20 protein-coding genes and 1 pseudogene are annotated in these 24,183 nt (G+C 61.4%); 12 read left to right on the forward strand and 9 right to left on the reverse strand.

Annotated elements, in window-relative coordinates:
- The first annotated feature begins 125 nt into the window (after nt 1–125).
- From pilM to hemE, 10 genes and pseudogenes are all read left to right on the forward strand, one after another.
- Nucleotides 126–779, forward strand: a complete 654-nt coding sequence (gene pilM / locus LVW35_RS01965) for a type IV pilus biogenesis protein PilM (protein ID WP_233893457.1) — start codon at nt 126–128, stop codon at nt 777–779.
- Nucleotides 776–1,330, forward strand: a complete 555-nt coding sequence (locus tag LVW35_RS01970) for a PilN domain-containing protein (protein WP_233893458.1) — start codon at nt 776–778, stop codon at nt 1,328–1,330. Before pilM ends, LVW35_RS01970 begins: the two co-directional genes overlap by 4 nt.
- Complete coding sequence (locus tag LVW35_RS01975; RefSeq protein ID WP_233893459.1) at nt 1,327–2,286, forward strand: pilus assembly protein PilP; 960 nt, start codon at nt 1,327–1,329, stop codon at nt 2,284–2,286. The genes LVW35_RS01970 and LVW35_RS01975 overlap by 4 nt, the downstream gene beginning before the upstream one ends.
- Nucleotides 2,287–2,424: 138 nt before the next feature.
- Nucleotides 2,425–3,681 (forward strand): annotated as a pseudogene (locus tag LVW35_RS01980) (type IV pilus secretin PilQ); the annotation flags it as partial.
- 4 nt (nt 3,682–3,685) lie between these two features.
- Entirely contained in the window at nt 3,686–4,204 is a 519-nt protein-coding gene (gene aroK / locus LVW35_RS01985; RefSeq protein ID WP_010213757.1) for a shikimate kinase AroK, read from the forward strand.
- A 125-nt stretch (nt 4,205–4,329) separates the two neighbouring features.
- On the forward strand, nt 4,330–5,430 hold the full coding sequence (gene aroB / locus LVW35_RS01990; RefSeq protein ID WP_233893460.1) for a 3-dehydroquinate synthase: 1,101 nt from the start codon (nt 4,330–4,332) through the stop codon (nt 5,428–5,430).
- A gap of 10 nt (nt 5,431–5,440) precedes the next feature.
- Nucleotides 5,441–7,006 carry an SPOR domain-containing protein gene (locus tag LVW35_RS01995; RefSeq protein WP_233893461.1) on the forward strand — a complete coding sequence of 522 codons (1,566 nt, stop codon included), beginning with the start codon at nt 5,441–5,443 and terminating at the stop codon, nt 7,004–7,006.
- Nucleotides 7,007–7,357: 351 nt separating this feature from the next.
- Complete coding sequence (gene gltB / locus LVW35_RS02000; protein WP_233893462.1) at nt 7,358–11,803, forward strand: glutamate synthase large subunit; 4,446 nt, start codon at nt 7,358–7,360, stop codon at nt 11,801–11,803.
- Nucleotides 11,804–11,835: 32 nt separating this feature from the next.
- Nucleotides 11,836–13,254: an FAD-dependent oxidoreductase gene (locus LVW35_RS02005; protein ID WP_233893464.1), complete on the forward strand. Its 1,419-nt coding sequence runs from the start codon at nt 11,836–11,838 to the stop codon at nt 13,252–13,254.
- Between the two features lie 243 nt (nt 13,255–13,497).
- Nucleotides 13,498–14,565, forward strand: coding sequence for a uroporphyrinogen decarboxylase (hemE, locus tag LVW35_RS02010; protein WP_071492361.1), 1,068 nt, complete (start codon nt 13,498–13,500; stop codon nt 14,563–14,565).
- 119 nt (nt 14,566–14,684) lie between these two features.
- Here the strand turns inward: hemE and LVW35_RS02015 are convergent, their stop codons facing one another.
- The gene (locus LVW35_RS02015) at nt 14,685–15,911 is read right to left on the reverse strand and encodes an MFS transporter (protein WP_442799660.1); all 1,227 of its coding nucleotides are present in this window, start codon (nt 15,909–15,911) and stop codon (nt 14,685–14,687) included.
- A gap of 172 nt (nt 15,912–16,083) precedes the next feature.
- Here LVW35_RS02015 and LVW35_RS02020 point away from each other — a divergent pair, with 172 nt between their 5' ends.
- A complete protein-coding gene (locus LVW35_RS02020; protein WP_099492896.1) occupies nt 16,084–16,977 on the forward strand; it encodes a LysR family transcriptional regulator in 894 nt (297 codons plus the stop codon).
- A gap of 87 nt (nt 16,978–17,064) precedes the next feature.
- Nucleotides 17,065–17,451, forward strand: a complete 387-nt coding sequence (locus tag LVW35_RS02025; RefSeq protein WP_233893466.1) for a type II toxin-antitoxin system PemK/MazF family toxin — start codon at nt 17,065–17,067, stop codon at nt 17,449–17,451.
- 207 nt (nt 17,452–17,658) lie between these two features.
- Here the strand turns inward: LVW35_RS02025 and LVW35_RS02030 are convergent, their stop codons facing one another.
- From LVW35_RS02030 to LVW35_RS02065, 8 genes are read right to left on the reverse strand one after another with little or no spacing between them, the layout of a single operon-like run.
- Nucleotides 17,659–18,102: a hypothetical protein gene (locus LVW35_RS02030; RefSeq protein WP_233893467.1), complete on the reverse strand. Its 444-nt coding sequence runs from the start codon at nt 18,100–18,102 to the stop codon at nt 17,659–17,661.
- Between the two features lie 26 nt (nt 18,103–18,128).
- Nucleotides 18,129–19,355 carry a beta-ketoacyl-ACP synthase gene (locus LVW35_RS02035; protein WP_233893468.1) on the reverse strand — a complete coding sequence of 409 codons (1,227 nt, stop codon included), beginning with the start codon at nt 19,353–19,355 and terminating at the stop codon, nt 18,129–18,131.
- On the reverse strand, nt 19,355–20,083 hold the full coding sequence (gene fabG / locus LVW35_RS02040; protein WP_233893469.1) for a 3-oxoacyl-ACP reductase FabG: 729 nt from the start codon (nt 20,081–20,083) through the stop codon (nt 19,355–19,357). The genes LVW35_RS02035 and fabG overlap by 1 nt, the downstream gene beginning before the upstream one ends.
- Complete coding sequence (locus LVW35_RS02045) at nt 20,080–20,541, reverse strand: hotdog family protein (RefSeq protein ID WP_233893470.1); 462 nt, start codon at nt 20,539–20,541, stop codon at nt 20,080–20,082. The genes fabG and LVW35_RS02045 overlap by 4 nt, the downstream gene beginning before the upstream one ends.
- Entirely contained in the window at nt 20,538–21,704 is a 1,167-nt protein-coding gene (locus LVW35_RS02050) for a beta-ketoacyl-[acyl-carrier-protein] synthase family protein (RefSeq protein WP_233893472.1), read from the reverse strand. The genes LVW35_RS02045 and LVW35_RS02050 overlap by 4 nt, the downstream gene beginning before the upstream one ends.
- Nucleotides 21,701–22,183, reverse strand: coding sequence for a hypothetical protein (locus LVW35_RS02055; RefSeq protein WP_233893473.1), 483 nt, complete (start codon nt 22,181–22,183; stop codon nt 21,701–21,703). The genes LVW35_RS02050 and LVW35_RS02055 overlap by 4 nt, the downstream gene beginning before the upstream one ends.
- Nucleotides 22,180–22,914, reverse strand: coding sequence for a class I SAM-dependent methyltransferase (locus LVW35_RS02060; RefSeq protein ID WP_233893475.1), 735 nt, complete (start codon nt 22,912–22,914; stop codon nt 22,180–22,182). Before LVW35_RS02060 ends, LVW35_RS02055 begins: the two co-directional genes overlap by 4 nt.
- The gene (locus LVW35_RS02065) at nt 22,911–24,158 is read right to left on the reverse strand and encodes an NAD(P)/FAD-dependent oxidoreductase (RefSeq protein ID WP_233893477.1); all 1,248 of its coding nucleotides are present in this window, start codon (nt 24,156–24,158) and stop codon (nt 22,911–22,913) included. The genes LVW35_RS02060 and LVW35_RS02065 overlap by 4 nt, the downstream gene beginning before the upstream one ends.
- Nucleotides 24,159–24,183 lie beyond the last annotated feature (25 nt).

The raw sequence follows: 24,183 nt of genomic DNA on the forward strand, positions 1-24,183 counted from the left end.
AAAAACGCTGGGCATTAAAGCATTTTTCGACTTCGGGCGTCATTCGCCGCTGTTCAACAATCGACCGAATGCAGGGTGCCCGGCGGCAATCAGGCGGTATGACAGGCAAAGCCATAGGGAGTTTTATGGGAAAGGGATTTTTCACGCGAAAAGCCGACACCTTGCTAGGTGTCGACATCAATGATTCGGCTATCCGCTTGATCGAGCTGGGTCGCTCGATTTCAGGTTTCACCGTTCAAGGCTACGTCACTCAGGCACTGCCTGCGCAGACGGTGGTCGACGGCACATTCCTCGACCTGGAAGGCGTAGGGCGCATTCTGCGCAGTGCGTTGTCGCGGTTGTCGACGTCGGCTCGTGGTGCTGTGGTCGCCGTGGCCGGCCCCTCGGTGATCACGCGAATGATCGAGATGGACGCAGGGCTCACAGACGACGAAATGACCTGGATGATCCAGATGGAAGCGGACCAATACATTCCCTATCCGCTGGATGATGTGGCCATCGACTTTCAAGTGCGCGGGCCGACGGCACTTGACCCAGGTCGTATCGAGGTACTGCTCGCCGCATGCTTGAAGGAACAGGTGGAAGCTCGCGAGGCGGTTTTGTCCCTGGCGGGGCTGGTGCCGAAGGTGGTCGATGTCGAAGCATTTGCATTGGCGCGCGCTTGCAGTCACGATTTCGCCAGCTTCACGCCAGGTCATCGAGTGGATGGTGCACAATGGGCCGTTGATGCCCAGGGGATGGGAATTGCTTGCGGGTTGGCCCTGAGGAGTTTCGCTTGAAGACACGAATCAACCTACTGCCGTGGCGCCAGGCGCTGGCAGAGCGGCGACGCAAGTATTTACTGGCGTGTTTGCTGGCGTTCGCCTGCGCGGCGCTTGCGGCCGTGTGGCTTGCCGATCAGGTGATCGACCAGGCAATTGATCGGCAGGTGACGCGCAATGACCATCTGGGCAAGGAAATCACCGGCCTGGACTCACGTATCAAGACCATCGACGATCTGCAGGAGCAAAGCCAGCAACTGGCGCAGCGCATGAAGGGCGTGCAAGACCTGCACGATGCCCGTTCGTCCGGTGCCCAACTGTTGGATCAGTTGGCGCGCGCGGTCCCTGACGGTGTGCACCTGCACGAAGTGGTCGCCAAGGGCGATACGGTCAGGATCAGCGGCAGCGCTGAATCCAGCCAGGATATCGCCCAATTGATGCGCCGTCTGGAGGCAACTGAAGGCGCCCATTCCACTCGGTTGCAACATGTGCGAACGGATGGCGCGCGCGGCAATAATGAGTTCCAGCTGATGGTGCGTCAGGGAGAGTCCTCCGAGGCTCAACCTTGAGCCCGCTGAGGCTCAATCTTTCTGCACTCACTCACAACGCTGCAAAATGGCCCCTACCTGGCAAGGCCCTGTTGGGCTGTGCGCTGGCGGGCCTGGTGTTTGTGGTGGGCGATCTGGTGTACCTGAGTGCCTCGCGGGCGCGGTTACAGCAGGCCGAAGCGCGGGAAGTGGCCCTGCAGCAGCAGGTCGCACAAAAAGCTGTCCTGGCAGCCAGCCTTGAGGCGCGCGCGCAACAGCTCCAACTGATGCAGGTGAAGGTCGATGACCTTTTGCAGGCGTTGCCGGGTGAGTCAGAAATGCCTGGGTTGCTGGAAGACGTTGCGCGCCTGGCACTGGCCAATGGTTTGCTGGTTGAGAGCGTCATGCCGTTGGATGAGCTGTCTCGGCCGTTCTATAACGAACAGCCAGTGCAGATCGGCGTCACGGGGGCTTATCACGACCTGGCAATGTTCCTGGCCGGCCTGGGGGGGCTGTCGCGCATCGCCACGGTGCACGATGTGGCCGTGAGGCGTGATGACAAACTATTACGCCTTGAGCTGTTGGCCAAGACCTACTGGCACGCGCAGGGTGGTGGGCGTGGTGTGCAAGGGCAGCCGTTTGTCTACGACTCGTCCGGGCTGCGTGACCCATTTCAATTGCTAGCCGTTCAAGTCGACCATCTGAAGGGGCGACGCGCCCGTGCGCCAGACCTCGACCGGCCACGTGGAGTCCTGGAAAAGCTCTCGGTGGACCAGTTTGAAATGGTCGGCACGCTGTCCCGTGGGGCGCAGGCTTTCGCCTTGCTGCGTGCGGCATCCACGGTGCACCGCCTGGCGGTTGGTGACTACCTGGGGCCGGACCATGGGCGGGTCGTCGCCATCCATGAGCGTTACATAGAGCTGGTCGAGCTGTTTCCTGATGATCAGGGCGCTTGGCTCGAGCGCCCGCGAACCCTGGTGTTAAACCTCAACTCATAACGGAATCAAACAATGAAAAGGACTTTTTTGTCCTTCGGTGTGGCGCTATGGATAGCGTTCACGGCACCGATGGCTGCTGCTGTGCCCAATCGCGTGGACCTGATTCAGTTGCCACCGCCTGTTAACGCCACGTTGAGTGCCTACACGGGTGACAAGCTCAACCTCAACTTCCAGAGCATTGAGTTGCGCACGGCGTTGCAACAAATCGCCGATGTGGCGGGCCTCAATCTGGTGGCGAGCGACGATGTGCAAGGCACGATCACCCTGCGCCTCAAGGATGTGCCGTGGGACCAGGCGTTGGACTTGGTGCTGCAAGCCAAGGGCCTGGATAAGCGGCTAAAGGCCGGCGTACTACTGGTAGCGCCCGCAGAAGAGTTGGCCGCGCGTGAACTGCTGACCCTGGAGTCGCGCAAGCAAATGGCTGAACTGGCGCCATTGCGCCGTGAGTTACTGCAGGTCAATTACGCCAAGGCTGCAGACCTGGCCAAGCTGTTCCAGTCGGTCACGGGTCTGGAGGGCGTGACCGACGAGCGAGGTTCGGTGGCGGTGGACGATCGCACCAACAACATCATCGCCTACCAGACCGGGGAGCGGCTGGAGGAGTTGCGGCGAATCGTGGCGCAGCTGGATATTCCGGTGCGCCAGGTGATGATCGAGGCGCGGATTGTCGAGGCCAATGTCGATTACGACAAAAGCCTGGGCGCGCGCTGGGGTGGGCGGCTCAATCGCGGCAACTGGGGCGCGGGCGGCATTCCAAAGCCCCTGCCCGAAGGCGCGGAACCGCCGCAAAACCCACCCAGTTCACCTTTTGTGGATTTGGGATCATTCACTGGCACCTCGGGCCTGGGCATTGCCTATATCACCGACAACCTGCTGCTGGACCTGGAGCTCACCGCGATGGAGAAAACCGGCAACGGTGAAATCGTCTCGCAACCCAAGGTGGTCACGTCCGACAAGGAAACCGCGCGCATCCTCAAGGGCACCGAGATTCCCTACCAGGAATCCAGCTCCAGCGGCGCGACATCAGTGTCGTTCAAGGAAGCCTCGCTGTCGCTTGAGGTCACCCCGCAAATCACCCCTGACGACCGCGTGATCATGGAGGTCAAGGTCACCAAGGATGAGCCCGACTATCTGAACAAACTCAATGACGTGCCGCCAATCAAGAAGAACGAGGTCAATGCCAAGGTGTTGGTCAAGGATGGCGAGACCATCGTCATCGGCGGGGTTTTCTCCAATACCCAAAGCAAAGTGGTAGATAAAGTGCCATTTTTAGGCGATGTGCCGTATCTTGGCCGCCTTTTCCGGCGCGATGTGCTGGCGGAGAAAAAATCCGAGCTGCTGGTATTCCTGACTCCGCGTATTATGAATAACCAGGCGATTGCTGTGAGTCGTTGATTCTGTGCGAAATTTGATTCTTGTAGGACCGATGGGCGCTGGAAAAAGCACCATCGGCCGTTTGCTGGCCAAAGAGCTGCGCCTGCCGTTCAAAGATTCCGACAAGGAAATTGAATTGCGCACGGGTGCCAATATCCCATGGATCTTCGATAAGGAAGGCGAACTGGGCTTTCGTGACCGCGAGCAGGCGATGATCGCCGAGCTGTGCGGCTGCGACGGTGTGGTATTGGCGACCGGTGGCGGCGCAGTGATGCGCGATGAAAACCGCCGCGCGTTGCATGCCGGTGGTCGGGTGGTCTATCTGCATGCGTCGGTCGAGCAGCAGGTGGGCCGCACCGCTCGCGATCGCAATCGCCCATTGTTGCGCACGGCCAACCCGGAGAAAACCCTGCGCGACCTGCTCACGCTGCGCGATCCGCTGTACCGGGAAATTGCTGATCTGGTGGTTGAAACCGATGAGCGGCCACCGCGGATGGTGGTCCTCGACATTCTTGAGCGCCTGCAACGGCTGCCACCCCGTTAAAGCCTGGCCCGAAATGCGCTATTCTCGGCGGCGCGCTATCACCCTGCGGGGTATGGCGTAGAGCCATCAGGTTTCGTCAGAACTTGACGTCATCGATCGTCACACCATCTCTAACGCGGGGACACATGCAGACACTTAAGGTCGATCTAGGCGAGCGCAGCTACCCGATCCATATTGGCGAAGGTCTGCTGGACCAACCCGAATTGCTCGCACCGCATATTGCCGGGCGGCAGGTGGCGATCATTTCCAACGAAACGGTCGCGCCGCTGTATCTTGAGCGTCTGAGCCGCAGTCTGTCGGCTTATTCGGTGATCTCCGTGATCCTGCCCGACGGCGAAGCCCACAAGAACTGGGAAACCCTGCAACTGATCTTTGATGGCCTGCTGACCGCGCGTCATGACCGCCGCACCACCGTGATTGCTCTGGGCGGTGGTGTGATCGGCGACATGGCCGGCTTTGCAGCGGCCTGTTACCAGCGTGGCGTAGATTTTGTCCAGGTGCCGACCACCTTGCTGTCCCAGGTCGACTCGTCGGTGGGCGGCAAGACCGGCATCAACCACCCGCTGGGCAAGAATATGGTGGGCGCGTTCTACCAGCCTCAAGCCGTGCTGATCGACACCGCGACCCTCAACACCTTGCCGCCACGCGAGTTGTCGGCGGGCCTGGCGGAAGTCATCAAGTATGGTTTGATCTGCGACGAGCCGTTCCTGACTTGGCTGGAAGAGCACGTCGACGCGCTGCGCAATCTGGACCAGGCGGCACTCACCGAAGCGATTTCGCGCTCCTGCGCCGCCAAGGCGCTGGTGGTGAATGCCGACGAACGGGAGTCCGGCGTACGGGCCACCTTGAACCTGGGCCACACCTTCGGCCATGCGATCGAAACGCACATGGGCTATGGTGTGTGGTTGCATGGGGAAGCCGTGGCGGCTGGCACTGTGATGGCATTGGAGATGTCGCAGCGCCTGGGCTGGATCAGTGCCCAGGAGCGTGACCGGGGCATTCGCCTATTCCAGCGCGCCGGTTTGCCAGTCATTCCGCCGCAGGAAATGACCGAGACGGACTTCCTCGAACATATGGCGATAGACAAGAAAGTGATCGACGGTCGACTGCGACTGGTGCTGCTGCGCCACATGGGCGAAGCGGTGGTGACCGACGATTATCCGAAAGAGATTTTACAGGCCACGCTGGGAGCGGATTACCGCGCCCTGGCCCAGCTTAAAGGTTAATAAGATCCCGATGACTAGTTTGCATGCCGACGAGGCGTTCCTCGGCCATTATCAGTTAAGCCACGACCCTTTTGCTCCTCGGGTGCCTGGCTTTAAATTCTTCCCGGCCCAGCGCAAGCCAGTGCTCGGGCAGTTGCACCACCTCGCGCGCTACAGCCAACTGCTGCTGGTCGTGACCGGCCCCTTGGGCAGCGGCAAGACCCTGCTGCGCCAGGCCTTGGTGGCCAGTACCAACAAACAGTCGGTACAGAGTGTGGTGGTGTCGGCCCGTGGCGCCGGTGATGCGGCGGGCGTGCTGCGTCAGGTTGCCCAGTCCTTGGACGTGGCGACTGCCGAGCCAAATGCAATCCTCAAGCAGGTGGTGCAACTGGGCCTGACCGGCCAGGAAGTCTACCTGCTGGTGGATGACGCCGAGCAGCTCGACGAATCCGCCCTTGAAGCGCTGCTGGCGCTGGCGGCGGGTACGCCGGAAGGTCGCCCGCATGTGTTCCTGTTTGGTGAGTCGTCGCTGATCGCCGATCTGGAGCAGATCAGCGGTGATCAAGAGCTGTTCCACGTCATCGAGCTGCAGCCGTACGAAGAGGAAGAAACCCGCGAATACCTGGCTCAACGCCTCGAGGGCGCGGGCGCGGGTATCGAACTTTTCTCCGCTCAGCAGATCTCTGATATTCACGAAAGCTCCGACGGCTGGCCTGGCACCATCAACCAGGTTGCCCGCGATGCCATGATCGAAGCCATGATTGCCAGCCGCACTGCGGTCAAGCGTCCAAAGATGGGGTTTACTATGCCTAAGAAACACGTATTGGCTATTTCCGCCGTTGTCGTGGTCGCTGTCGCCGCCGCCTGGTTGATCCCAGGCCGCAGCAAGGCACCGACCACTGCCGGCGCGCCAGCCGAACAGGCGCAGTTGCCATTGGGCAAGCCCACGCCAAACGTCGAATTCGCCAACTCCGGCCAACCGACCAACCTGCCGATGGTTGGCCAACCCGTGATGCGCGGCCCGCTCGCCGAAGAGGCCGGTGGCATTTCGGAAGGCGACGACGGCGTGCCGGTGGAAGGCTCTAGCGCCACACCACCAACCGTGACCACCACTGCACCGCCTGCGGGCGTGCCAGCGGGCCAGCCGGCTGCGGTTGCCAAGCCTACTCCGGCACCGACGGTCGCCACCGCCAAGCCAGCTCCCGTGACCAAGCCAGTCACGCCTGCGCCAGCCGCCAAGCCAGCTCCGGCTCCAGCTGCCAAGCCGGCCGAAAAACCGGCCGCCACCGTTGCCAAGGCGGGTGCCGCTGGCAGCAGCTGGTACGCCAGCCAGCCAACCGGCAACTTCGTGGTACAGATTCTCGGCACCAGCTCCGAAGCCAACGCCCAGGCGTTCGTGAAAGAGCAGGGCGGCGAGTACCGTTATTTCAAGAAAGTGCTCAACGGCAAGCCTCTCTACGTGATCACCTACGGCAACTTCTCCAGCCGTGCAGCCGCCGATTCCGCGATCAAAACCTTGCCAGCGAAGGTTCAGGCTGGTAAACCTTGGCCTCGCACTGTTGCCAGCGTTCAACAAGAACTCGCAACAACTCGCTGAAGATCCGGCGGCCTTACCCAGGCCGCCCTCCCGGCACCTCAAAAAAATCGCATGGCGTGCAGTCCCCTAAGGGCCGCGCGCTTTGTGGTGTCTGCGTCACAGTGGCTTTTGAGTCGTAGCGGTCAGAATTAAAAAAGTTTTGACTAGCACAGCATATCGCTTTAAACCTTTCATAAATGCGACATAGATTTGCGACATTTCGTCGCTAAATTTGTGGGCGTCTGTGTCGGTGTGTACAATGACCTCCCTTTTGCCCCCGCTAAGCCGGCGTACGTTCGGCGTGGAAGGTAACCGGTTGAATTGAAAAGAAATTTGCCTCGATATAAGAGGCAGCCTGGTGAGAAAGTGTCTATGAAAGCAGGTCTGTACCAACCCGATGAATTCAAGGATAACTGTGGTTTCGGCCTGATAGCTCATATGCAGGGCGAGCCCAGCCATACCCTTTTGCAAACGGCCATCGAGGCCCTGACCTGCATGACCCACCGCGGTGGGATCAACGCCGACGGCAAGACCGGTGACGGTTGTGGCTTGCTGATTCAAAAGCCCGATCTGTTCCTGCGCGCTGTCGCAAAAGAGCAATTTGCGGTCGACCTGCCCAAACAGTACGCCGTGGGCATGGTGTTTTTCAACCAGGACCCGGTCAAAGCCGAAGCCGCTCGCGAGAACATGAACCGCGAGATCCTGGCTGCCGGCCTGCAGCTCGTCGGCTGGCGCAAAGTGCCGATCGACACCAGCGTGCTCGGCCGCCTGGCCAATGAGCGCCTGCCGCAGATCGAGCAAGTGTTCATCGCAGGTGAAGGCCTGAGCGACCAGGACATGGCGATCAAGCTGTTCACGTCGCGTCGTCGCTCGTCCGTGGCCAACGCCGCCGACACCGACCACTACATCTGCAGCTTTTCGCACAAGACCATCATTTATAAAGGCCTGATGATGCCGGCGGATCTCACCGCCTTCTATCCAGACCTGAGCGATGAGCGCCTGCAAACTGCAATCTGCGTGTTCCACCAGCGTTTCTCCACCAATACCCTGCCCAAATGGCCGCTGGCTCAGCCATTCCGTTTCCTCGCCCACAACGGCGAGATCAACACCATCACCGGCAACCGCAACTGGGCCGTGGCCCGTCGCACCAAGTTCGCCAACGACCTGATGGACCTGGAAGAACTTGGCCCGCTGGTCAACCGCGTGGGTTCCGACTCCTCCAGCATGGACAACATGCTCGAACTGATGGTCACTGGCGGCATCGACCTGTTCCGTGGCGTGCGCATGATCATTCCGCCAGCGTGGCAGAACGTCGAGACCATGGACCCGGACCTGCGGGCGTTCTACGAATACAACTCGATGCACATGGAACCGTGGGACGGCCCGGCCGGCGTGGTCATGACCGATGGCCGCTATGCGGTGTGCCTGCTTGACCGTAACGGTCTGCGCCCGGCGCGTTGGGTCACCACCACCAATGGCTTCATCACCCTCGCGTCGGAAATCGGCGTGTGGAACTACAAGCCCGAAGACGTGATTGCCAAAGGCCGCGTTGGTCCTGGCCAGATCCTCGCCGTGGACACCGAAACCGGTCAGATCCTCGATACCGACGCCATCGACAACCGCTTGAAGTCGCGTCACCCGTACAAGCAATGGCTGCGCAAGAACGCCCTGCGCATCCAGGCGACCATGGAAGACAACGACCACGGTTCGGCTTTCTATGACGTCGACCAGCTCAAGCAATACATGAAGATGTACCAGGTCACGTTCGAAGAGCGCGACCAGGTGCTGCGTCCGCTCGGCGAGCAAGGCTACGAGGCGGTCGGCTCCATGGGCGATGACACGCCAATGGCCGTGCTGTCTCAGCGCGTGCGCACGCCGTATGACTATTTCCGCCAGCAGTTCGCCCAGGTGACCAACCCGCCGATCGATCCGCTGCGCGAAGCCATCGTGATGTCGTTGGAAGTGTGTCTCGGTGCCGAGCGCAACATCTTCCAGGAATCGCCCGAGCATGCTTCCCGTGTAATCCTCAGCTCGCCGGTCATTTCCCCGGCCAAATGGCGCTCGTTGATGACCCTGGATCGCCCAGGCTTCGACCGCCAGATCATCGACCTGAACTACGACGAGAGCCTCGGCCTTGAAGCCGCGGTGCGCAACGTCGCCGACCAGGCCGAAGAAGCTGTGCGCGCCGGTCGTACCCAGATCGTGCTGACCGACCGCCATATCGCCCCAGGCAAGCTGCCAATCCACGCCTCGCTCGCCACCGGCGCGGTACACCACCGCCTGACCGAAAAAGGCCTGCGCTGCGACTCCAATATCCTCGTAGAAACTGCCACCGCCCGCGACCCGCACCACTTTGCGGTGCTGATCGGTTTCGGCGCCTCGGCGGTCTATCCGTTCCTCGCGTACGAAGTGCTGGGTGACCTGATCCGTACCGGTGAAGTGCTGGGCGACCTCTATGAGGTGTTCAAGAACTACCGTAAAGGCATCACCAAGGGTCTGTTGAAGATCCTGTCGAAGATGGGGATTTCCACCGTCACCTCGTACCGTGGTGCACAGTTGTTCGAAGCCATCGGCCTGTCCGAAGAGGTGTGCGACCTGAGCTTCCGTGGCGTGCCAAGCCGTATCAAGGGCGCGCGTTTCGTCGACATCGAAGCCGAGCAGAAAGCCCTGGCAGCCGAAGCCTGGAGTGCGCGCAAGCCAATCCAGCAAGGCGGCCTGCTCAAGTTCGTGCACGGTGGCGAATACCACGCGTACAACCCGGACGTGGTCAACACCCTGCAAGCCGCCGTGCAGCAGGGCGACTACGCCAAGTTCAAGGAATACACCGCGCTGGTGGATAACCGCCCGGTGTCGATGATCCGCGACCTGTTCAAGGTGAAGACCCTGGACACTGCGATGGACATCAGCGAAGTCGAGCCGCTGGAATCGATCCTCAAACGCTTCGACTCCGCCGGTATCTCCCTGGGCGCCTTGTCGCCCGAGGCTCACGAAGCCCTGGCCGAAGCCATGAACCGCCTGGGTGCGCGTTCCAACTCCGGCGAAGGCGGTGAAGACCCGGCGCGCTACGGCACCATCAAGAGCTCGAAAATCAAGCAGGTTGCGACTGGCCGTTTCGGCGTGACCCCGGAATACCTGGTCAACGCCGAAGTGCTGCAGATCAAAGTGGCCCAGGGCGCCAAGCCTGGTGAAGGCGGCCAACTGCCAGGCGGCAAGGTCAACGGTCTGATCGCCAAGCTGCGTTATGCAGTGCCGGGCGTGACGCTGATTTCACCTCCGCCGCACCACGATATCTACTCGATCGAAGATTTGTCGCAGCTGATTTTCGACCTGAAACAAGTCAACCCGCAGGCCCTGGTCTCGGTGAAGCTGGTAGCAGAAGCCGGTGTGGGCACCATCGCCGCCGGTGTGGCCAAGGCCTATGCCGACCTGATCACGATCTCCGGCTACGACGGCGGCACCGGCGCTTCGCCGCTGACCTCGATCAAGTACGCCGGTGCGCCGTGGGAACTCGGCCTGGCCGAAACCCACCAGACCCTGCGCGGCAACGACCTGCGCGGCAAAGTCCGTGTACAGACCGACGGCGGCCTGAAAACCGGCCTAGACGTGATCAAGGCCGCGATCCTCGGCGCCGAAAGCTTTGGTTTCGGCACCGCGCCAATGATCGCCCTGGGCTGCAAATACTTGCGCATCTGCCACCTGAACAACTGCGCTACCGGCGTCGCCACTCAGAACGAGAAGCTGCGCAAGGATCACTACATCGGCACCGTCGACATGGTGGTGAATTTCTTCACCTACGTCGCCGAAGAGACCCGTGAGTGGTTGGCCAAGCTGGGCGTGCGTTCCCTCGAAGAGCTGATCGGTCGTACCGACCTGCTGGACATCCTCGAAGGCCAGACTGCCAAGCAGAACCACCTGGACCTGACGCCGCTGTTGGGCAGCGACCACATCCCGGCGGACAAGCCACAATTCTGCCAGGTGGACCGCAACCCACCGTTCGACAAAGGCCTGCTGGCCGAGAAGATGGTCGAAATGGCCAGCTCTTCTATCAACGACGCCAGCGGTGGTGATTTCGCCCTCGATATCTGTAACTGCGACCGCTCCATCGGTGCACGCATCTCCGGCGAAATCGCGCGCAAGCACGGCAACCAAGGGATGGCGAAAGCGCCAATCACCTTCCGCTTCAAGGGCACGGCGGGCCAGAGCTTCGGCGTGTGGAACGCCGGCGGCCTGCACATGTACCTGGAAGGCGACGCCAACGACTACGTGGGCAAGGGCATGACCGGCGGCAAGCTGGTGATCGTTCCGCCTAAAGGCAGCGTGTACAAGACCCAGGACAGCGCCATCATCGGCAACACCTGCTTGTACGGCGCCACCGGTGGCAAGTTGTTCGCCGCCGGTACCGCCGGTGAGCGTTTCGCCGTGCGTAACTCCGGTGCCCACACCGTGGTGGAAGGCACCGGCGATCACTGCTGCGAGTACATGACCGGGGGCTTTGTCGCGGTACTGGGCAAGACCGGTTACAACTTCGGTTCGGGCATGACTGGCGGTTTCGCCTACGTGCTCGACCAGGACAATACCTTCGTCGACAAGGTCAACCACGAGTTGGTCGAGATCCAGCGGATCAGCGGCGAAGCCATGGAGTCCTACCGGAACCACTTGCAGCACGTGCTGGACGAGTACGTCGAGGAGACCGGCAGCGAATGGGGCCGTAACCTCGCCGAAAATCTCGATGATTACCTGCGTCGTTTCTGGCTGGTCAAGCCCAAGGCTGCCAACCTGAAATCGTTGCTTTCCAGCATCCGTGCCAACCCGCAGTGATATGCGCCTGAAGAGTTTGATGAGGTTTTAACATGGCTGAACGTCTGAATAACGACTTCCAGTTCATCGATGTCGGGCGCAAAGATCCGAAGAAGAAACTGTTGCGTCAACGCAAGAAAGAGTTCGTGGAAATCTACGAGCCCTTCAAACCCCAGCACTCGGCCGACCAGGCCCACCGCTGCCTGGGTTGCGGTAACCCGTATTGCGAATGGAAGTGCCCGGTGCACAACTTCATTCCCAACTGGCTCAAGCTGGTGGCCGAGGGCAACATCCTCGCCGCCGCCGAGCTGTCGCACCAGACCAACACGCTGCCGGAAGTGTGCGGCCGGGTGTGCCCGCAGGATCGTCTGTGCGAGGGTGCCTGCACCCTTAACGACGGCTTCGGCGCGGTGACCATCGGTTCGGTGGAGAAGTACATCACCGACACTGCGTTCGCCATGGGCTGGCGTCCGGACATGTCCAAGGTCAAGCCGACCGGCAAGCGCGTCGCCATTATTGGCGCCGGTCCTGCCGGCCTGGGCTGCGCCGACGTGTTGGTGCGTGGCGGCGTAACCCCGGTGGTGTTCGACAAGAACCCGGAAATCGGCGGCTTGCTGACCTTCGGCATCCCCGAGTTCAAGCTGGAAAAAACCGTGCTGAGCAACCGCCGTGAAGTGTTCACCGGCATGGGTATCGAGTTCCGACTCAATACCGAAATCGGCAAGGACATCACCATGGAGCAACTGCTCGAAGAATACGATGCCGTGTTCATGGGCATGGGCACCTACACCTACATGAAGGGCGGCTTTGCCGGTGAGGACCTGCCGGGCGTTTATGACGCGCTGGACTTCCTGATCGCCAACGTGAACCGCAACCTGGGCTTTGAAAAGTCGCCGGAAGATTTCGTCGACATGAAAGGCAAGAAGGTCGTGGTGCTCGGCGGTGGTGACACCGCGATGGACTGCAACCGCACCTCGATCCGCCAGGGCGCCAAGTCGGTGACCTGTGCCTATCGTCGTGACGAAGCCAACATGCCGGGTTCGCGCAAAGAGGTGAAGAACGCCAAGGAAGAGGGCGTGAAATTCCTCTATAACCGCCAGCCGATTGCGATTGTCGGTGAAGACCGCGTCGAAGGCGTGAAGGTGGTCGAGACCCGTCTCGGCGAACCGGACGCCCGTGGCCGTCGCAGCCCCGAGCCGATCCCGGGTTCCGAGGAGATCATCCCGGCTGACGCCGTGGTCATCGCCTTCGGCTTCCGCCCAAGCCCGGCGCCGTGGTTCGAACAGTTTGAAATCCAGACCGACAGCCAGGGCCGCGTCGTGGCCCCGGAACAAGGTCAGTACAAGCACCAGACCAGCAACCCGAAAATCTTCGCCGGTGGCGACATGGTGCGTGGTTCTGACCTGGTGGTGACGGCGATCTTCGAAGGCCGCAATGCCGCCGAAGGTATCCTGGATTACCTGCAGGTCTGATCCCGATCCCCAGCTTGAAATCGGATCAAAATGTGGGAGCGGGCTTGCTCGCGAATACGGTATATCAGTCACTGGATGTGTCGACTGACCCGCCGCTTTCGCGAGCAAGCCCGCTCCCACATTTGTTTTGCGGCGCTTTCATGTCCGCGACAAATTGACCCGATAGACAAAAGGCACGGCGCATTCCGTGCCTTTTGCGTCTGGCTCTGAGAAAATGCCCGCACTTTTTTTGCGGATGCCGACATGACTGCCCTCAAGAACGACCGTTTCCTTCGTGCCCTGCTCAAGCAACCCGTGGATGTCACCCCTGTGTGGATGATGCGCCAGGCCGGTCGCTACCTGCCGGAATACCGCGCCAGTCGCGCCAACGCCGGCGACTTCATGAGCCTGTGCATGAACCCGGAGTTCGCCTGCGAAGTCACGATGCAGCCGCTGGACCGCTACCCACAACTGGACGCGGCCATCCTCTTCTCCGACATCCTCACCATCCCTGACGCCATGGGCCAAGGCCTGTACTTCGAGACCGGCGAAGGCCCGCGTTTCAAGAAAGTCGTCAGCACCCTGGCCGATATCGAAGCGCTGCCGATCCCGGATCCGCACAAAGACCTCGGTTACGTGATGGACGCCGTCAGCACCATCCGCCGCGAGCTTAACGGCCGCGTGCCGCTGATTGGCTTCTCCGGCAGCCCGTGGACGCTGGCCACTTACATGGTCGAAGGCGGCTCGTCGAAAGACTTCCGCAAGACCAAGGCCATGCTCTACGACAACCCGCAAGCCATGCACCTGCTGCTGGACAAGCTGGCGCAGTCGGTCACCTCCTACCTCAACGGCCAGATCATGGCCGGCGCGCAAGCGGTGCAGATCTTCGACACCTGGGGCGGCAACCTGTCGGCGGCGGCTTACCAGGAGTTCTCCCTGGCCTACATGCGCAAAATCGTCAGCGGCCTGATCCGCGAACACGAAGGCCGCAAAGTGCCGGTAATCATGTTCACCAAGGGTGGCGGCCTGTGGCTGGAAAGCATTGCCGACGCCGGTGCCGACGCCCTGGGCCTGGACTGGACCTGCGACATTGGCGAGGCTCGCCAGCGCGTGGGCAACCGCGTCGCGCTGCAAGGCAACATGGACCCGACCGTGCTGTACGCCAAGCCGGAAGCCATCCGCACCGAAGTTGGCCGCATCCTCGCCAGCTACGGCAAAGGCACCGGGCATGTGTTCAACCTCGGCCATGGCATCACCCCGGAAGTGAACCCGGAGCATGCCGGCGCGTTCCTGCGCGCGGTGCATGAGCTGTCGGCGCAGTATCACGAATAACACGCAAAACAAATGTGGGAGGGGGCTTACCCCCGATGGCGGTGTACCAGTCAGTACAACTATGACTGATCTACCCTCATCGGGGGCAAGCCCCCTCCCACATTAAAAGCCAGAGAAACTCAGGCCTTCGCTTGCACCAACGGCGGCAACTTCGCCAGCTTCAACGCCACCAGCAACGCGCCAATCAACAGCGCCACAATAAACGCCCCGATCCCATTCCACCCGGCAAAGTGCCAGAAGAACCCGCCCGCCGTCCCGGCAATACTCGACCCTACGTAGTAGCAGAACAGGTACAGCGACGACGCCTGTCCCTTGGCTTTCACCGCGCGGCGGCCGATCCAGCTGCTGGCCACCGAGTGGGCGCCGAAGAAGCCGAAGGTGAAGATCAGCATGCCCGGCACCACCAGCCACAGGGGGGTGAACAGGGTCAGGGCCATGCCGGCCAGCATCAGCACGATGGTGCCCCACAGCACGCGACGGCGGCCGAGGCGGTCAGCCAGGGAGCCGATTTTCGCCGAGCTGTAGATGCCCGAAAGGTACACCAGCGACAGCAGGCCGACCACGGCTTGGCTGAGGTCGTAGGGGGCGGCCAGCAAGCGATAGCCGATGTAGTTGAACATCGTCACGAACGCGCCCATCAACAGGAACGCTTCGAGGAACAGCCACGGCAGGCCCGCGTCCTTGAAGTGCATGACGAAGCCATCCACCAGGCTGCGCGGCTTGAGGCTGGTAGCGCGGAAGTTGCGCGATTCGGGGAGGATTTTCCAGAACACCGAGGCGGCGAGCAGCGCCAGGGCGCCGATGATCAGCATTGCGGTGTGCCAACTGACGAAATCGATCAGCACGCCGATGATCAGGCGCCCGCTCATGCCACCAATCGCGTTGCCGCCGATGTACAGGCCCATGGCCAGGCCAATGTGCTGCGGATGGATCTCTTCGCTCAGGTAGGTCATGGCCACGGCGGCCAGGCCGCTCAGCGACAGGCCCACCAGCGCACGCATCAGCAGGATGCCTTCCCAGGTCGGCATCAAGCCGCTGGCGATGGTCGCCAATGCGGCACAGAACAGCGCAGACACCATCACCGGCTTGCGTCCCAACCGGTCGGAGATCGGCCCGGTGATGAGCAAGCCGAACGCCAACATCGCCGTGGCCACCGACAGGATCAGGCTGCTTTGCGCCGCATTGATGGAAAATTCGTGGGACAGCGCCGGCATCATCGGCTGCACGCAATACAGCAGCGCAAAGGTAGCGAAACCGCCGGAGAACAGCGCCAACACCGTGCGCATGAACATCGGCGTGCCTTTTTCGATGTACGCGTCATTGAGCTGGGCCACCACCTCATCCAGGGCAGTGGGCGGGACTTCTTGAGCGAGTGGAGCGACAGCAGCTTTCACGGGGACCTCGGGGAGGAAGAGCGTACCAGGACCGGCAATGCAAAAAAGAATATAGCTGCCTAATGATTCTTTCCAATATATTGTTCGACCTGTTTGATAGCTTTAACGACCTAATGAGGCTTGCATGGAATTGCGTCACTTGCGGTACTTCATTGCCGTCGCCGAAGAGTTGCATTTCGGCCGGGCTGCGCAGGTGCTGGGCATCTCGCAGCCGCCGCTGAGCCAGCAGATCCAGGCGCTGGAACAGGAGGTGGGGGCGCGGCTGTTTGAGCGGACCAATCGTCGGGTCGAGCTGAGCGAGGCGGGACGATTGTTTTTGCAAGAGGCGCGGCTGGTGCTGGCGCAGGTGGACAAGGCTGCGGACGTAGCGCGGCGGGCGCAGTTGGGTGAGCTGGGCGAACTGAAGATTGGCTTCACCTCGTCGGCGCCGTTCAATTCCAGCATTCCCCAGGCGATCTTTGCGTTTCGCCAGGCATTCCCGGCGGTGCATCTGAACCTGCAGGAGATGAGCAGCACCGAAGTGGCCGAGTCGCTGGTGGATGAGTCGATCCAAGTGGGCCTGATGCGGCCGCTGCCATTGCCGGATTCGCTGGGTGTGGTCGAGCTGATGCGTGAGCCGCTGGTGGCCGTGTTGAACGCCGGGCACCCGCTGGTGGAGGGCAGTGAACGTGGCTTGCACCTGGCGCAATTGGCACAGGAACCGTTTGTGTTTTTCCCGCGCACCTACGGCAGTGGTCTCTATGCCCAGTTGCTCAACCTGGCGCGTGATGCCGGCTTCAGCCCGCACTTTGCCCAGGAGGCCGGGGAGGCGATGACCATCATCGGCCTTGTGGCGGCGGGCTTGGGCGTGTCGGTGCTGCCGGCGTCCTACCAGCGCATTCGTATCGATGGCGTGGTGTATCGCACGCTGCTGGATCAGGAGGCGGTGACGGCGGTGTGGCTGGTGCAACGCAAGGGCGCGCAGACGCCCATGGCAGAGGCGTTTGTGGAGTTGTTGACGCGCAAGGCCTCGGTGTAGAGGTGCTCACATATCAGGTAACGCAAGCTGCTTAGCGATTCGCGGGAAAGTTACGCAGAATCGCTTTTTCTCAAGCGAGTGATATGGATGGCACTTCTCTATCAGCCCAAGGAGGGCAGCGTGTTGATTTGTGACTTTCGAGGCTATGAGGTCCCGGGAATCATAAAGATCCGCCCGGTCATTGTGATACGCAAGCACCGAACCAATAAGTTGTTGGTGACGGTTGTGCCGTTGAGTACTACTGCGCCGCAGACGGTTCTGGATCACCACTGCCAGCTTGATAGTCATCTTCCAGGAGCAAGCCCTATCTGTTGGGCGAAATGTGACATTGTGGCAACCGTCAGCTTGGGAAGGCTCGACCGAATCAAAATCAAAGATCGTCATGGCAAACGAACTTACAAAATCGCTGAGCTCACTTCTGATCAGCTTCTAGCAATAAAGGCGGCGGTGGGCAGCGCGTTGGGGTTGCGCTGAGGGACGAACGGCACTTTGCCACAGGTTGCCGTAAAGTTGTTTTCAGGCATACTGCCCACGTTCCCGAAAGGGGCTTGTGAGACTCTGAGGATCCTGGGCAACCAGCAATTGCAGAGCCAGGCAGGAAGCGGCGATGACAAGCCAACCTGTTTGTGAAGAGGGCGCCGAAAGGCGCCCTTTGTCGTTTCTGTAGAGCCTATATCCGTTTTACTTGGTGGTGCCGGTTTGCTCAAACAACTGCGCCGCCGTCCCCGCCTCATTCACGCCATTGCTGCGCAACCCCGCCATGATGTCGCTATCCAGATTGTTCACCCAGCGGTTGTAGTTGCGATGGATCTTGCCGTCCTTGTAGCCAAGGTCGCGGCTGTCGCGGTAGGTGATGGCGTAGCTGTTGCGGGTGTAGCGGATGTCGATGGCTGCGTAGTACTGGTTGCGCACCGTGATCTCGGCCTGCACCAGTTGCGGGCTCAGGCGTTGTACTGTCCATTCGCGTTTTTGCAGGGCATTGACGATCACCGTTTTCATTTTTTCTTCGCTGACCTGGGCGTCTGCCGGCAGGTCGTGCTGGGTGTTGAGGATCGGCTTGCTGGTGCAGCCGGCGGTGACCAGCAGGGCAAGGGTGATCAGGGTGGCGCGTAGCAAGGAAGACATTCCGTATTCTCCAATCGATTTAAAAGTCAGGACCAGCGGCGGAAGATCAGCGAGGTGTTGACGCCGCCAAAGGCAAAGTTGTTGTTCATCACGTAGTCGTGGTGCATCTCGCGGAACTCACCTTGCAGGTAATCCAGCTCGCCGCATTGCGGGTCGACGGAATCCAGGTTGAAGGTGTGCACGTACTGGCTGCGGTTCATCATCTCGATGCTGAACCACGACTCCAACGCGCCGCATGCGCCCAGGGTGTGGCCGAGGAAACTCTTCTGCGAGCTGATGGGCATGCGGCTGCCGAACAGGCTGCTGGTGGCCAGCGTCTCGGCGATATCGCCCTGGTCGGTGGCCGTGCCATGACCGTTCACGTAGCCGATTGCGGAGGGTTCCAACCCGGCATCTTCCAGGGCCAGTTCCATCGCGCGGCGCATGGTTTTCTGTTCTGGGCGGGTGGTGTGCTGGCCGTCTGCGTTGCTGCCGAAGCCCACCAGCTCGGCGTGGATATGCGCACCGCGGGCCAATGCGTGCTCCAGTTCTTCGAGCACCAACATGCCACCGCCTTCGCCGATCACCAGGCCATCGCGGTTGCTGTCGTAGGGGCGTGGGCTGGTTTGCGGCGCATCGTTTTTCAGGCTGGTGGCGTAGAGTGCGTCGAACACCATGGCTTCGGTGGGGCACAGCTCTTCGGCGCCGCCGGCGAGCATCAAAGGCAGGCGGCCGAACTTGATCGCCTCATAGGCATAGCCGATGCCCTGGCTGCCGCTGGTGCAGGCGCTGGAGGTGGGGATCAGCCGCCCGGTGAGGCCAAAGAAGATGCTGATATTCGCCGCCGTGGTGTGCGGCATCATGCGCACGTAGGAGTTGGCGTTCAGCCCCTCCGCGACCGAGTTCAGCAGCATATTGCCGAACGCCTTGATCTCGTCGGTGCTGCCGGTGGACGAGCCGCAGGCCACGCCCATGCGCCCGTCTTTGATCGACTCGTCGCCAAGCAATCCGGCGTCCTGCAATGCCTGTTCCGCGGCCCACACCGCGAGACGCGATACCCGGCCCATGCTGCGCAGTTGCTTGCGCGTCCAGTGCGAGGGCACGACAAAATCGTCAATCGGCCCGGCCAGGCGTGTGTTCAATTCGGTAAAGCGATCCCACTCATCCATGCGCCGGATGCCGCTGCGGTTGGCGCGGAAGTTGGCGGCGATGGTGTCCCAATCACTGCCCAGGGAGGTCATGCCGGCCATGCCGGTGACGACGACGCGTTTCATCAGCACAGGCCTCCATTCACGGCCAGGACCTGGCGCGTGATGTAGCCCGCCTCGGCCGACATCAGGAAGTTCACCGCGCCGGCCACTTCTTCTGGCGTGCCCATGCGCTGCGCCGGGATCATCTTCATCAGTTCTTCCACCGGCACGTTTTCATCCAGCATCGCCGTGTCGATCAAGCCCGGGGCGACGCAATTGACGGTGATCTTGCGCTTGCCCAGCTCGATGGACAGGGCCTTCGCCGCGCCGATCAGGCCGGCTTTGGACGCGCTGTAATTGACCTGACCACGGTTGCCGATCAGCCCGGAAACCGAGGTAATGCACACAATACGCCCGGCTGCGCGACGACGAATCATCGGCATCATCACCGGGTGCAGCACGTTGTAGAAACCATCGAGGTTGGTGCGCATCACCACGTCCCAATCGTCTTCCGACAGGGCCGGGAAGGCGCCGTCGCGGGTCAGGCCGGCGTTAAGTACCACGCCGTAATAGGCGCCATGGTGCTCGACATCCGCTTCCAGAATGTCCTTGCACGCCGCGCGATCCGCCACATCGAATTGCAGCACCCGCGCCTTGCGGCCCAAGGCTTCAACCTCGGCCTGCACCGCATCGGCTTCGGCACGACCGCTGCGGCAATGCAGTACGATGTCATGCCCGGCCTGGGCCAGGCGCAGCGCGATGGCGCGGCCGATGCCACGGCTGGAGCCGGTGACCAGTACAGATTCAGTCATGGCGTTACGTCCTTCGATTCATCTAAATAGTTGGCCGCCTGAGGCGGTCGAAATACATTCAAGCGGGCGCTGGCCTGGATTCCGTCGCCGGTCAGGTGGCATTCGAACACACCCATGCCATTGTCGTCTTCCAGGGAGCGCAGGCCGTGGATCGCCAGCTCGGCGCCGGCCGGGAAGTATTCCACGTTGCACTCGAATTTACGTGTGCCGAGCAGGAAGCCCAATTCCACCGCTTCGCCTTTCTGACGCGCGTGGCAACCGGCGTAGGCGGCGACGCTTTGCGCCATCAGCTCTATCCCGACCCAGGCCGGCAGGCTACCGTCCGGGCGGTTGAACAGGCCGCCGGGTTTGACGGTCACGCGGGTGTGGATCTGCTCTTCATCGAATGACAGCACCTGGTCGATCAGGATCATGTCGCCCGCATGGGGCAGCAGTTCAGCGAGTGGCCAATCGATCATAGGGCCTCTCCGATAATCAGGCTGACGTTGTTGCCGCCGAAAGCAAACGAATTACTCATCAGGCAGCGCTTTCCTAGTGTTTCCGCGGCTTGCGCCCACTGCAAGGCGGGCAGGGCCGGATCGGCCTGGCCGTCCCACACGTGAGGCGGTACGCGGTTGTGAGCCAGGCTCAACCAGCAGAACGCCGCTTCCAGTGCCCCGGCTGCGCCCAGGGTATGACCGCTCATGGGTTTGGTCGACGAACAGGCCACGCCCTGCGGGAACAGGCTGGCGACGGCCAGGCTTTCCATGGCGTCATTATGCTGGGTGGCCGTGCCGTGCAGGTTCAGGTAGCCGATCTGCTCGGGTTGCAATCGGGCGCTGGCCAAGGCCTTGCGCATCGACTGCAACGCGCCTTTGCCGGTGGGCTCGGGCGCGGAGATATGGTGTGCATCGCAACTGGCGCCGCTGCCCAGCAGGGCGATGGGCGCGGGTTCCTTGCTCATCAGAAACAGCACGGCCGCTTCGCCGATGTTGATGCCGTTGCGGTTAACCGAAAACGGATTGCAGCGTTCGTTTGACACGGCTTCCAATGAGCTGAAACCATTGAGGGTCAGTTTGCACAGGCTGTCGACGCCGCCGCAGATCACCGCATCGCACACGCCCAGGTCCAACAGGCGCTGGGCACTCATCAGGGCGCGGGCGCTGGAGGTGCAAGCGGTGGAGATCACATAGGCCGGGCCGCTCAGTTGCAACCAGTCGGCGAGGAAATTCGCCGGGGCGCTGAGTTCCTGCTGCTGGTAGTCGTAGTCGCCGGGAAACTGGTTTTCCCGCAAAAAGTGCGCGATGCCACGACTGGCTTCGTCGATGCCCGAGGTGCTGGTACCGAGCACAATGCCCACCCGTGACGCGCCGTAGGTATGGATCGCCTGGCGAATATCGCCTTCGATCTGCAACGCCGCTTCCAGCAACAACTGATTATTGCGGCTGCTTTGCTGGCCCAGCTCGGCGGGAATGGTCGCCAGCTCACCGTGCACACCGGCCACCGGCAATACGCGCTCCGGCACCCAGCCGCTTTCGGCGCGCATGCCGGAGCAGTCACCGGCAAACAGGCTGCGGCTGACTTCATCCTGGCCACGGCCGAGGGCGCAGATCACGCCCAGGGCGTTGAGGTAGGCGTTCATCGGGCGGCTCCGAGCGGCGTGATGCGGTAGCTCAAGGGCTGGCCGGTCATGTTCACGCTGAAAACCTCGGACGATTGATACACGATCTGCCAATGCCCCGGCAGGGTGCGGGTCAGGTCCATGGCTTGGGCGCTGGGGTACAGCGCGCGCACGTCATCGGCCGAAGTCAGGGCAAACAGCAACGCGGCAAACAACTCGCGCGCCTGGGGATTGGGCGGCAGCAAGCCATCGGCCTGCCATTCGTCATCGATCAGTTTTTGTCGCGCCTGGGGAATGCCCAGCGGGTCCATCATCGACCAGCGAATGCCGCCGCTTTCGCGTTGGATTACCAGCAGCCAATCCTGGCTCTGGCCGTCGGCCAGGCGCTGCACATGCAGTTGCAGCGGCAAGGTCAGGGTTGGGGTTTTCTCGGGCAGCGGCGGCTGGCTGGCGCAGGCGCTCAGCAACAACAGGCAGCCGATCAACAACATGCGCATCATGGGGCAGCACTCGCCAAGGGTTTGCGTGCCACGCAATTGACCAACGTTTCCTCGCGCTGGCCCACCGGCGGCGCCTTGCGCAGGCCCCAGCGTTCCAACAGGCCGAAATCGCTGGAGCGGCTCCACCACAAGTACGGGTACGAGACGTTCTGCGGACCGAATTCAAAGCCCTGCTCGCGGAGCATCTCCAGGTATTCTTCGGCGCTTTTCTGCACATGCATCGGGTGGCGGAACAGCCAGCGAATCACCCAGGTGTCGATATAGGCTTCGGTGGATTCGGCAAACAGCAGATAGCCGCCCGGCTTGAGCACGCGGTAGAACTCCTTGAGCGCGCGGTGCTGCTCGACCAGGTGGTGGAAGGTCTGGTGGCAGAACAGGATATCGACGCTGGCATCCGGTACTTGCAAGGTGGCGCAGTCGCTGCCGATCAGCTCGATGGCCAAGCCTTGGCGCTTGGCTTCTTCACGGCTCAGTTCCAGGCTGTGCGGGTCGGCATCCAGGCCGATCAGGCGCTTGGGGGCGAAGACCTGCTGCAGGTATTGGAACGACTTGCCCTGGCCGCAACCGGCGTCCAGCAGTACCGGGGCCTCGGGCAGCGGATCGGTAAACAGGCTGCGCAGGTCGTTGATCGCCACGCGTAGCACATGGTGTTGCCAGGTGTGGCTGCGCAGGAACCAGAAGCCGAACCTGGTTTCTTCGACGTAGTTTTTACTCAGGTACTGACTACTCATACCGGCTCACTCGCACAAATCTCCGACAGCATCCGCAGGCGCCGCTTGGGCTCGCTGACAAACGGATTGCGCTCGTCCCACGCGTAACCGGCGAGGATCGAACTGATCATCCGGCGAATATCCGGCGAGCTGCCTGGATGGAAGATCACGTCCTGGAAAGTCCCGGCGTACCAGCCTTCGACGTAGCAGCGGAACGTATCGACACCGCGCTTCAAGGGCTCGGCAAATTCGGTTTGCCAGTCCACGGTTTCGCCCTTGAGCTGACGATGCAACACACCGGCCGCCATGCTGGCCGAGCGCATGGCGATGGTCACCCCGGAGGAGAATACCGGATCGAGGAATTCCGCCGCGTTGCCCAGCAGCGCAAAACCTGGCCCGTGCAGGGTTTTGACGTTGGCCGCGTAGCCGCCGAGGGTGCGCGCCGGCGTATCCCACACGGCGTGTTGCAGCACGCCGGCAAGGCTCGGGGTTTCGGCGATAAAGCCGCGCAGGCAGGCATCGAGGTCCCCATCGCGGCCGTCGAAATGCTCCTTGGCCGCGACCACGCCCACCGAGCAACGCCCGTTGCTGAACGGGATGGTCCAGAACCAGATGTCACGCTTCGTCGGATGTGTGGTTACCAGAATCTTGGCGCGGTCGAAGCCAGGGTGTTCGATGCGGTCTTCGACATGGGTGAACACGGCTTGGCGCACGGGAAAGTCAGACGGCAGGTCCAGGTCCAGCAGGCGCGGCAACACGCGGCCATAGCCGCTGGCGTCGAGCACGAACTTGGCCTTGAGGTGGTACTCGCTGCCGTTCTCACGACGCACATGCAGGTAACGGGATTCGCCCTTGAAATCCACGCCGACGATGGTTTCGCCATAGCGGATGTCCACGCCTTGCAGCGCGGCTTGATCAGCCAGCAATTTGTCGAATTCGCCGCGCTGCACCTGGAAGGTGGTCGGCTTGCCGTTGCTGAAGGTGTCACTGAAATCAAACGCGCTGTAGCGCTCGCCCCAGGCGAACGCGGCGCCGGTTTTCACCTGGAACCCTGCGGCCTGCACCGCGTCGAGCATGCCGGCTTCTTCGATGAAGTCGATGCAGTGGGACAGCAGGCTTTCGCCGATCGAGAAGCGTGGGAAATGCTGGCGCTCGATGATCAATACATCATGCCCTTTGCGCTTTAACAGCGCGGCGGCGATGGCCCCGGACGGACCGGCACCGATCACCACCACCTGGCGACGTTCCATTTCAACTGTGGGCACGAGGGCTCCTTGCCGCATTGGCGAT

It is taken from the genome of Pseudomonas sp. HN11, assembly GCF_021390155.1.
In the GTDB taxonomy this organism is placed as follows: domain Bacteria; phylum Pseudomonadota; class Gammaproteobacteria; order Pseudomonadales; family Pseudomonadaceae; genus Aquipseudomonas.

Coding starts and splice junctions, on each gene's coding strand:
- LVW35_RS02050 (WP_233893472.1), bottom strand. CDS start 21,704: ATGAACGCCTACCTCAACGCCCTGGGCGTGATCTGCGCCCTCGGCCGT.
- hemE (WP_071492361.1), top strand. CDS start 13,498: ATGACTGCCCTCAAGAACGACCGTTTCCTTCGTGCCCTGCTCAAGCAA.
- LVW35_RS02020 (WP_099492896.1), top strand. CDS start 16,084: ATGGAATTGCGTCACTTGCGGTACTTCATTGCCGTCGCCGAAGAGTTG.
- LVW35_RS02005 (WP_233893464.1), top strand. CDS start 11,836: ATGGCTGAACGTCTGAATAACGACTTCCAGTTCATCGATGTCGGGCGC.
- LVW35_RS02035 (WP_233893468.1), bottom strand. CDS start 19,355: ATGAAACGCGTCGTCGTCACCGGCATGGCCGGCATGACCTCCCTGGGC.
- gltB (WP_233893462.1), top strand. CDS start 7,358: ATGAAAGCAGGTCTGTACCAACCCGATGAATTCAAGGATAACTGTGGT.
- aroB (WP_233893460.1), top strand. CDS start 4,330: ATGCAGACACTTAAGGTCGATCTAGGCGAGCGCAGCTACCCGATCCAT.
- LVW35_RS01995 (WP_233893461.1), top strand. CDS start 5,441: ATGACTAGTTTGCATGCCGACGAGGCGTTCCTCGGCCATTATCAGTTA.
- fabG (WP_233893469.1), bottom strand. CDS start 20,083: ATGACTGAATCTGTACTGGTCACCGGCTCCAGCCGTGGCATCGGCCGC.
- LVW35_RS02060 (WP_233893475.1), bottom strand. CDS start 22,914: ATGAGTAGTCAGTACCTGAGTAAAAACTACGTCGAAGAAACCAGGTTC.
- LVW35_RS02055 (WP_233893473.1), bottom strand. CDS start 22,183: ATGATGCGCATGTTGTTGATCGGCTGCCTGTTGTTGCTGAGCGCCTGC.
- pilM (WP_233893457.1), top strand. CDS start 126: ATGGGAAAGGGATTTTTCACGCGAAAAGCCGACACCTTGCTAGGTGTC.
- LVW35_RS02030 (WP_233893467.1), bottom strand. CDS start 18,102: ATGTCTTCCTTGCTACGCGCCACCCTGATCACCCTTGCCCTGCTGGTC.
- LVW35_RS02045 (WP_233893470.1), bottom strand. CDS start 20,541: ATGATCGATTGGCCACTCGCTGAACTGCTGCCCCATGCGGGCGACATG.
- LVW35_RS02025 (WP_233893466.1), top strand. CDS start 17,065: ATGGCACTTCTCTATCAGCCCAAGGAGGGCAGCGTGTTGATTTGTGAC.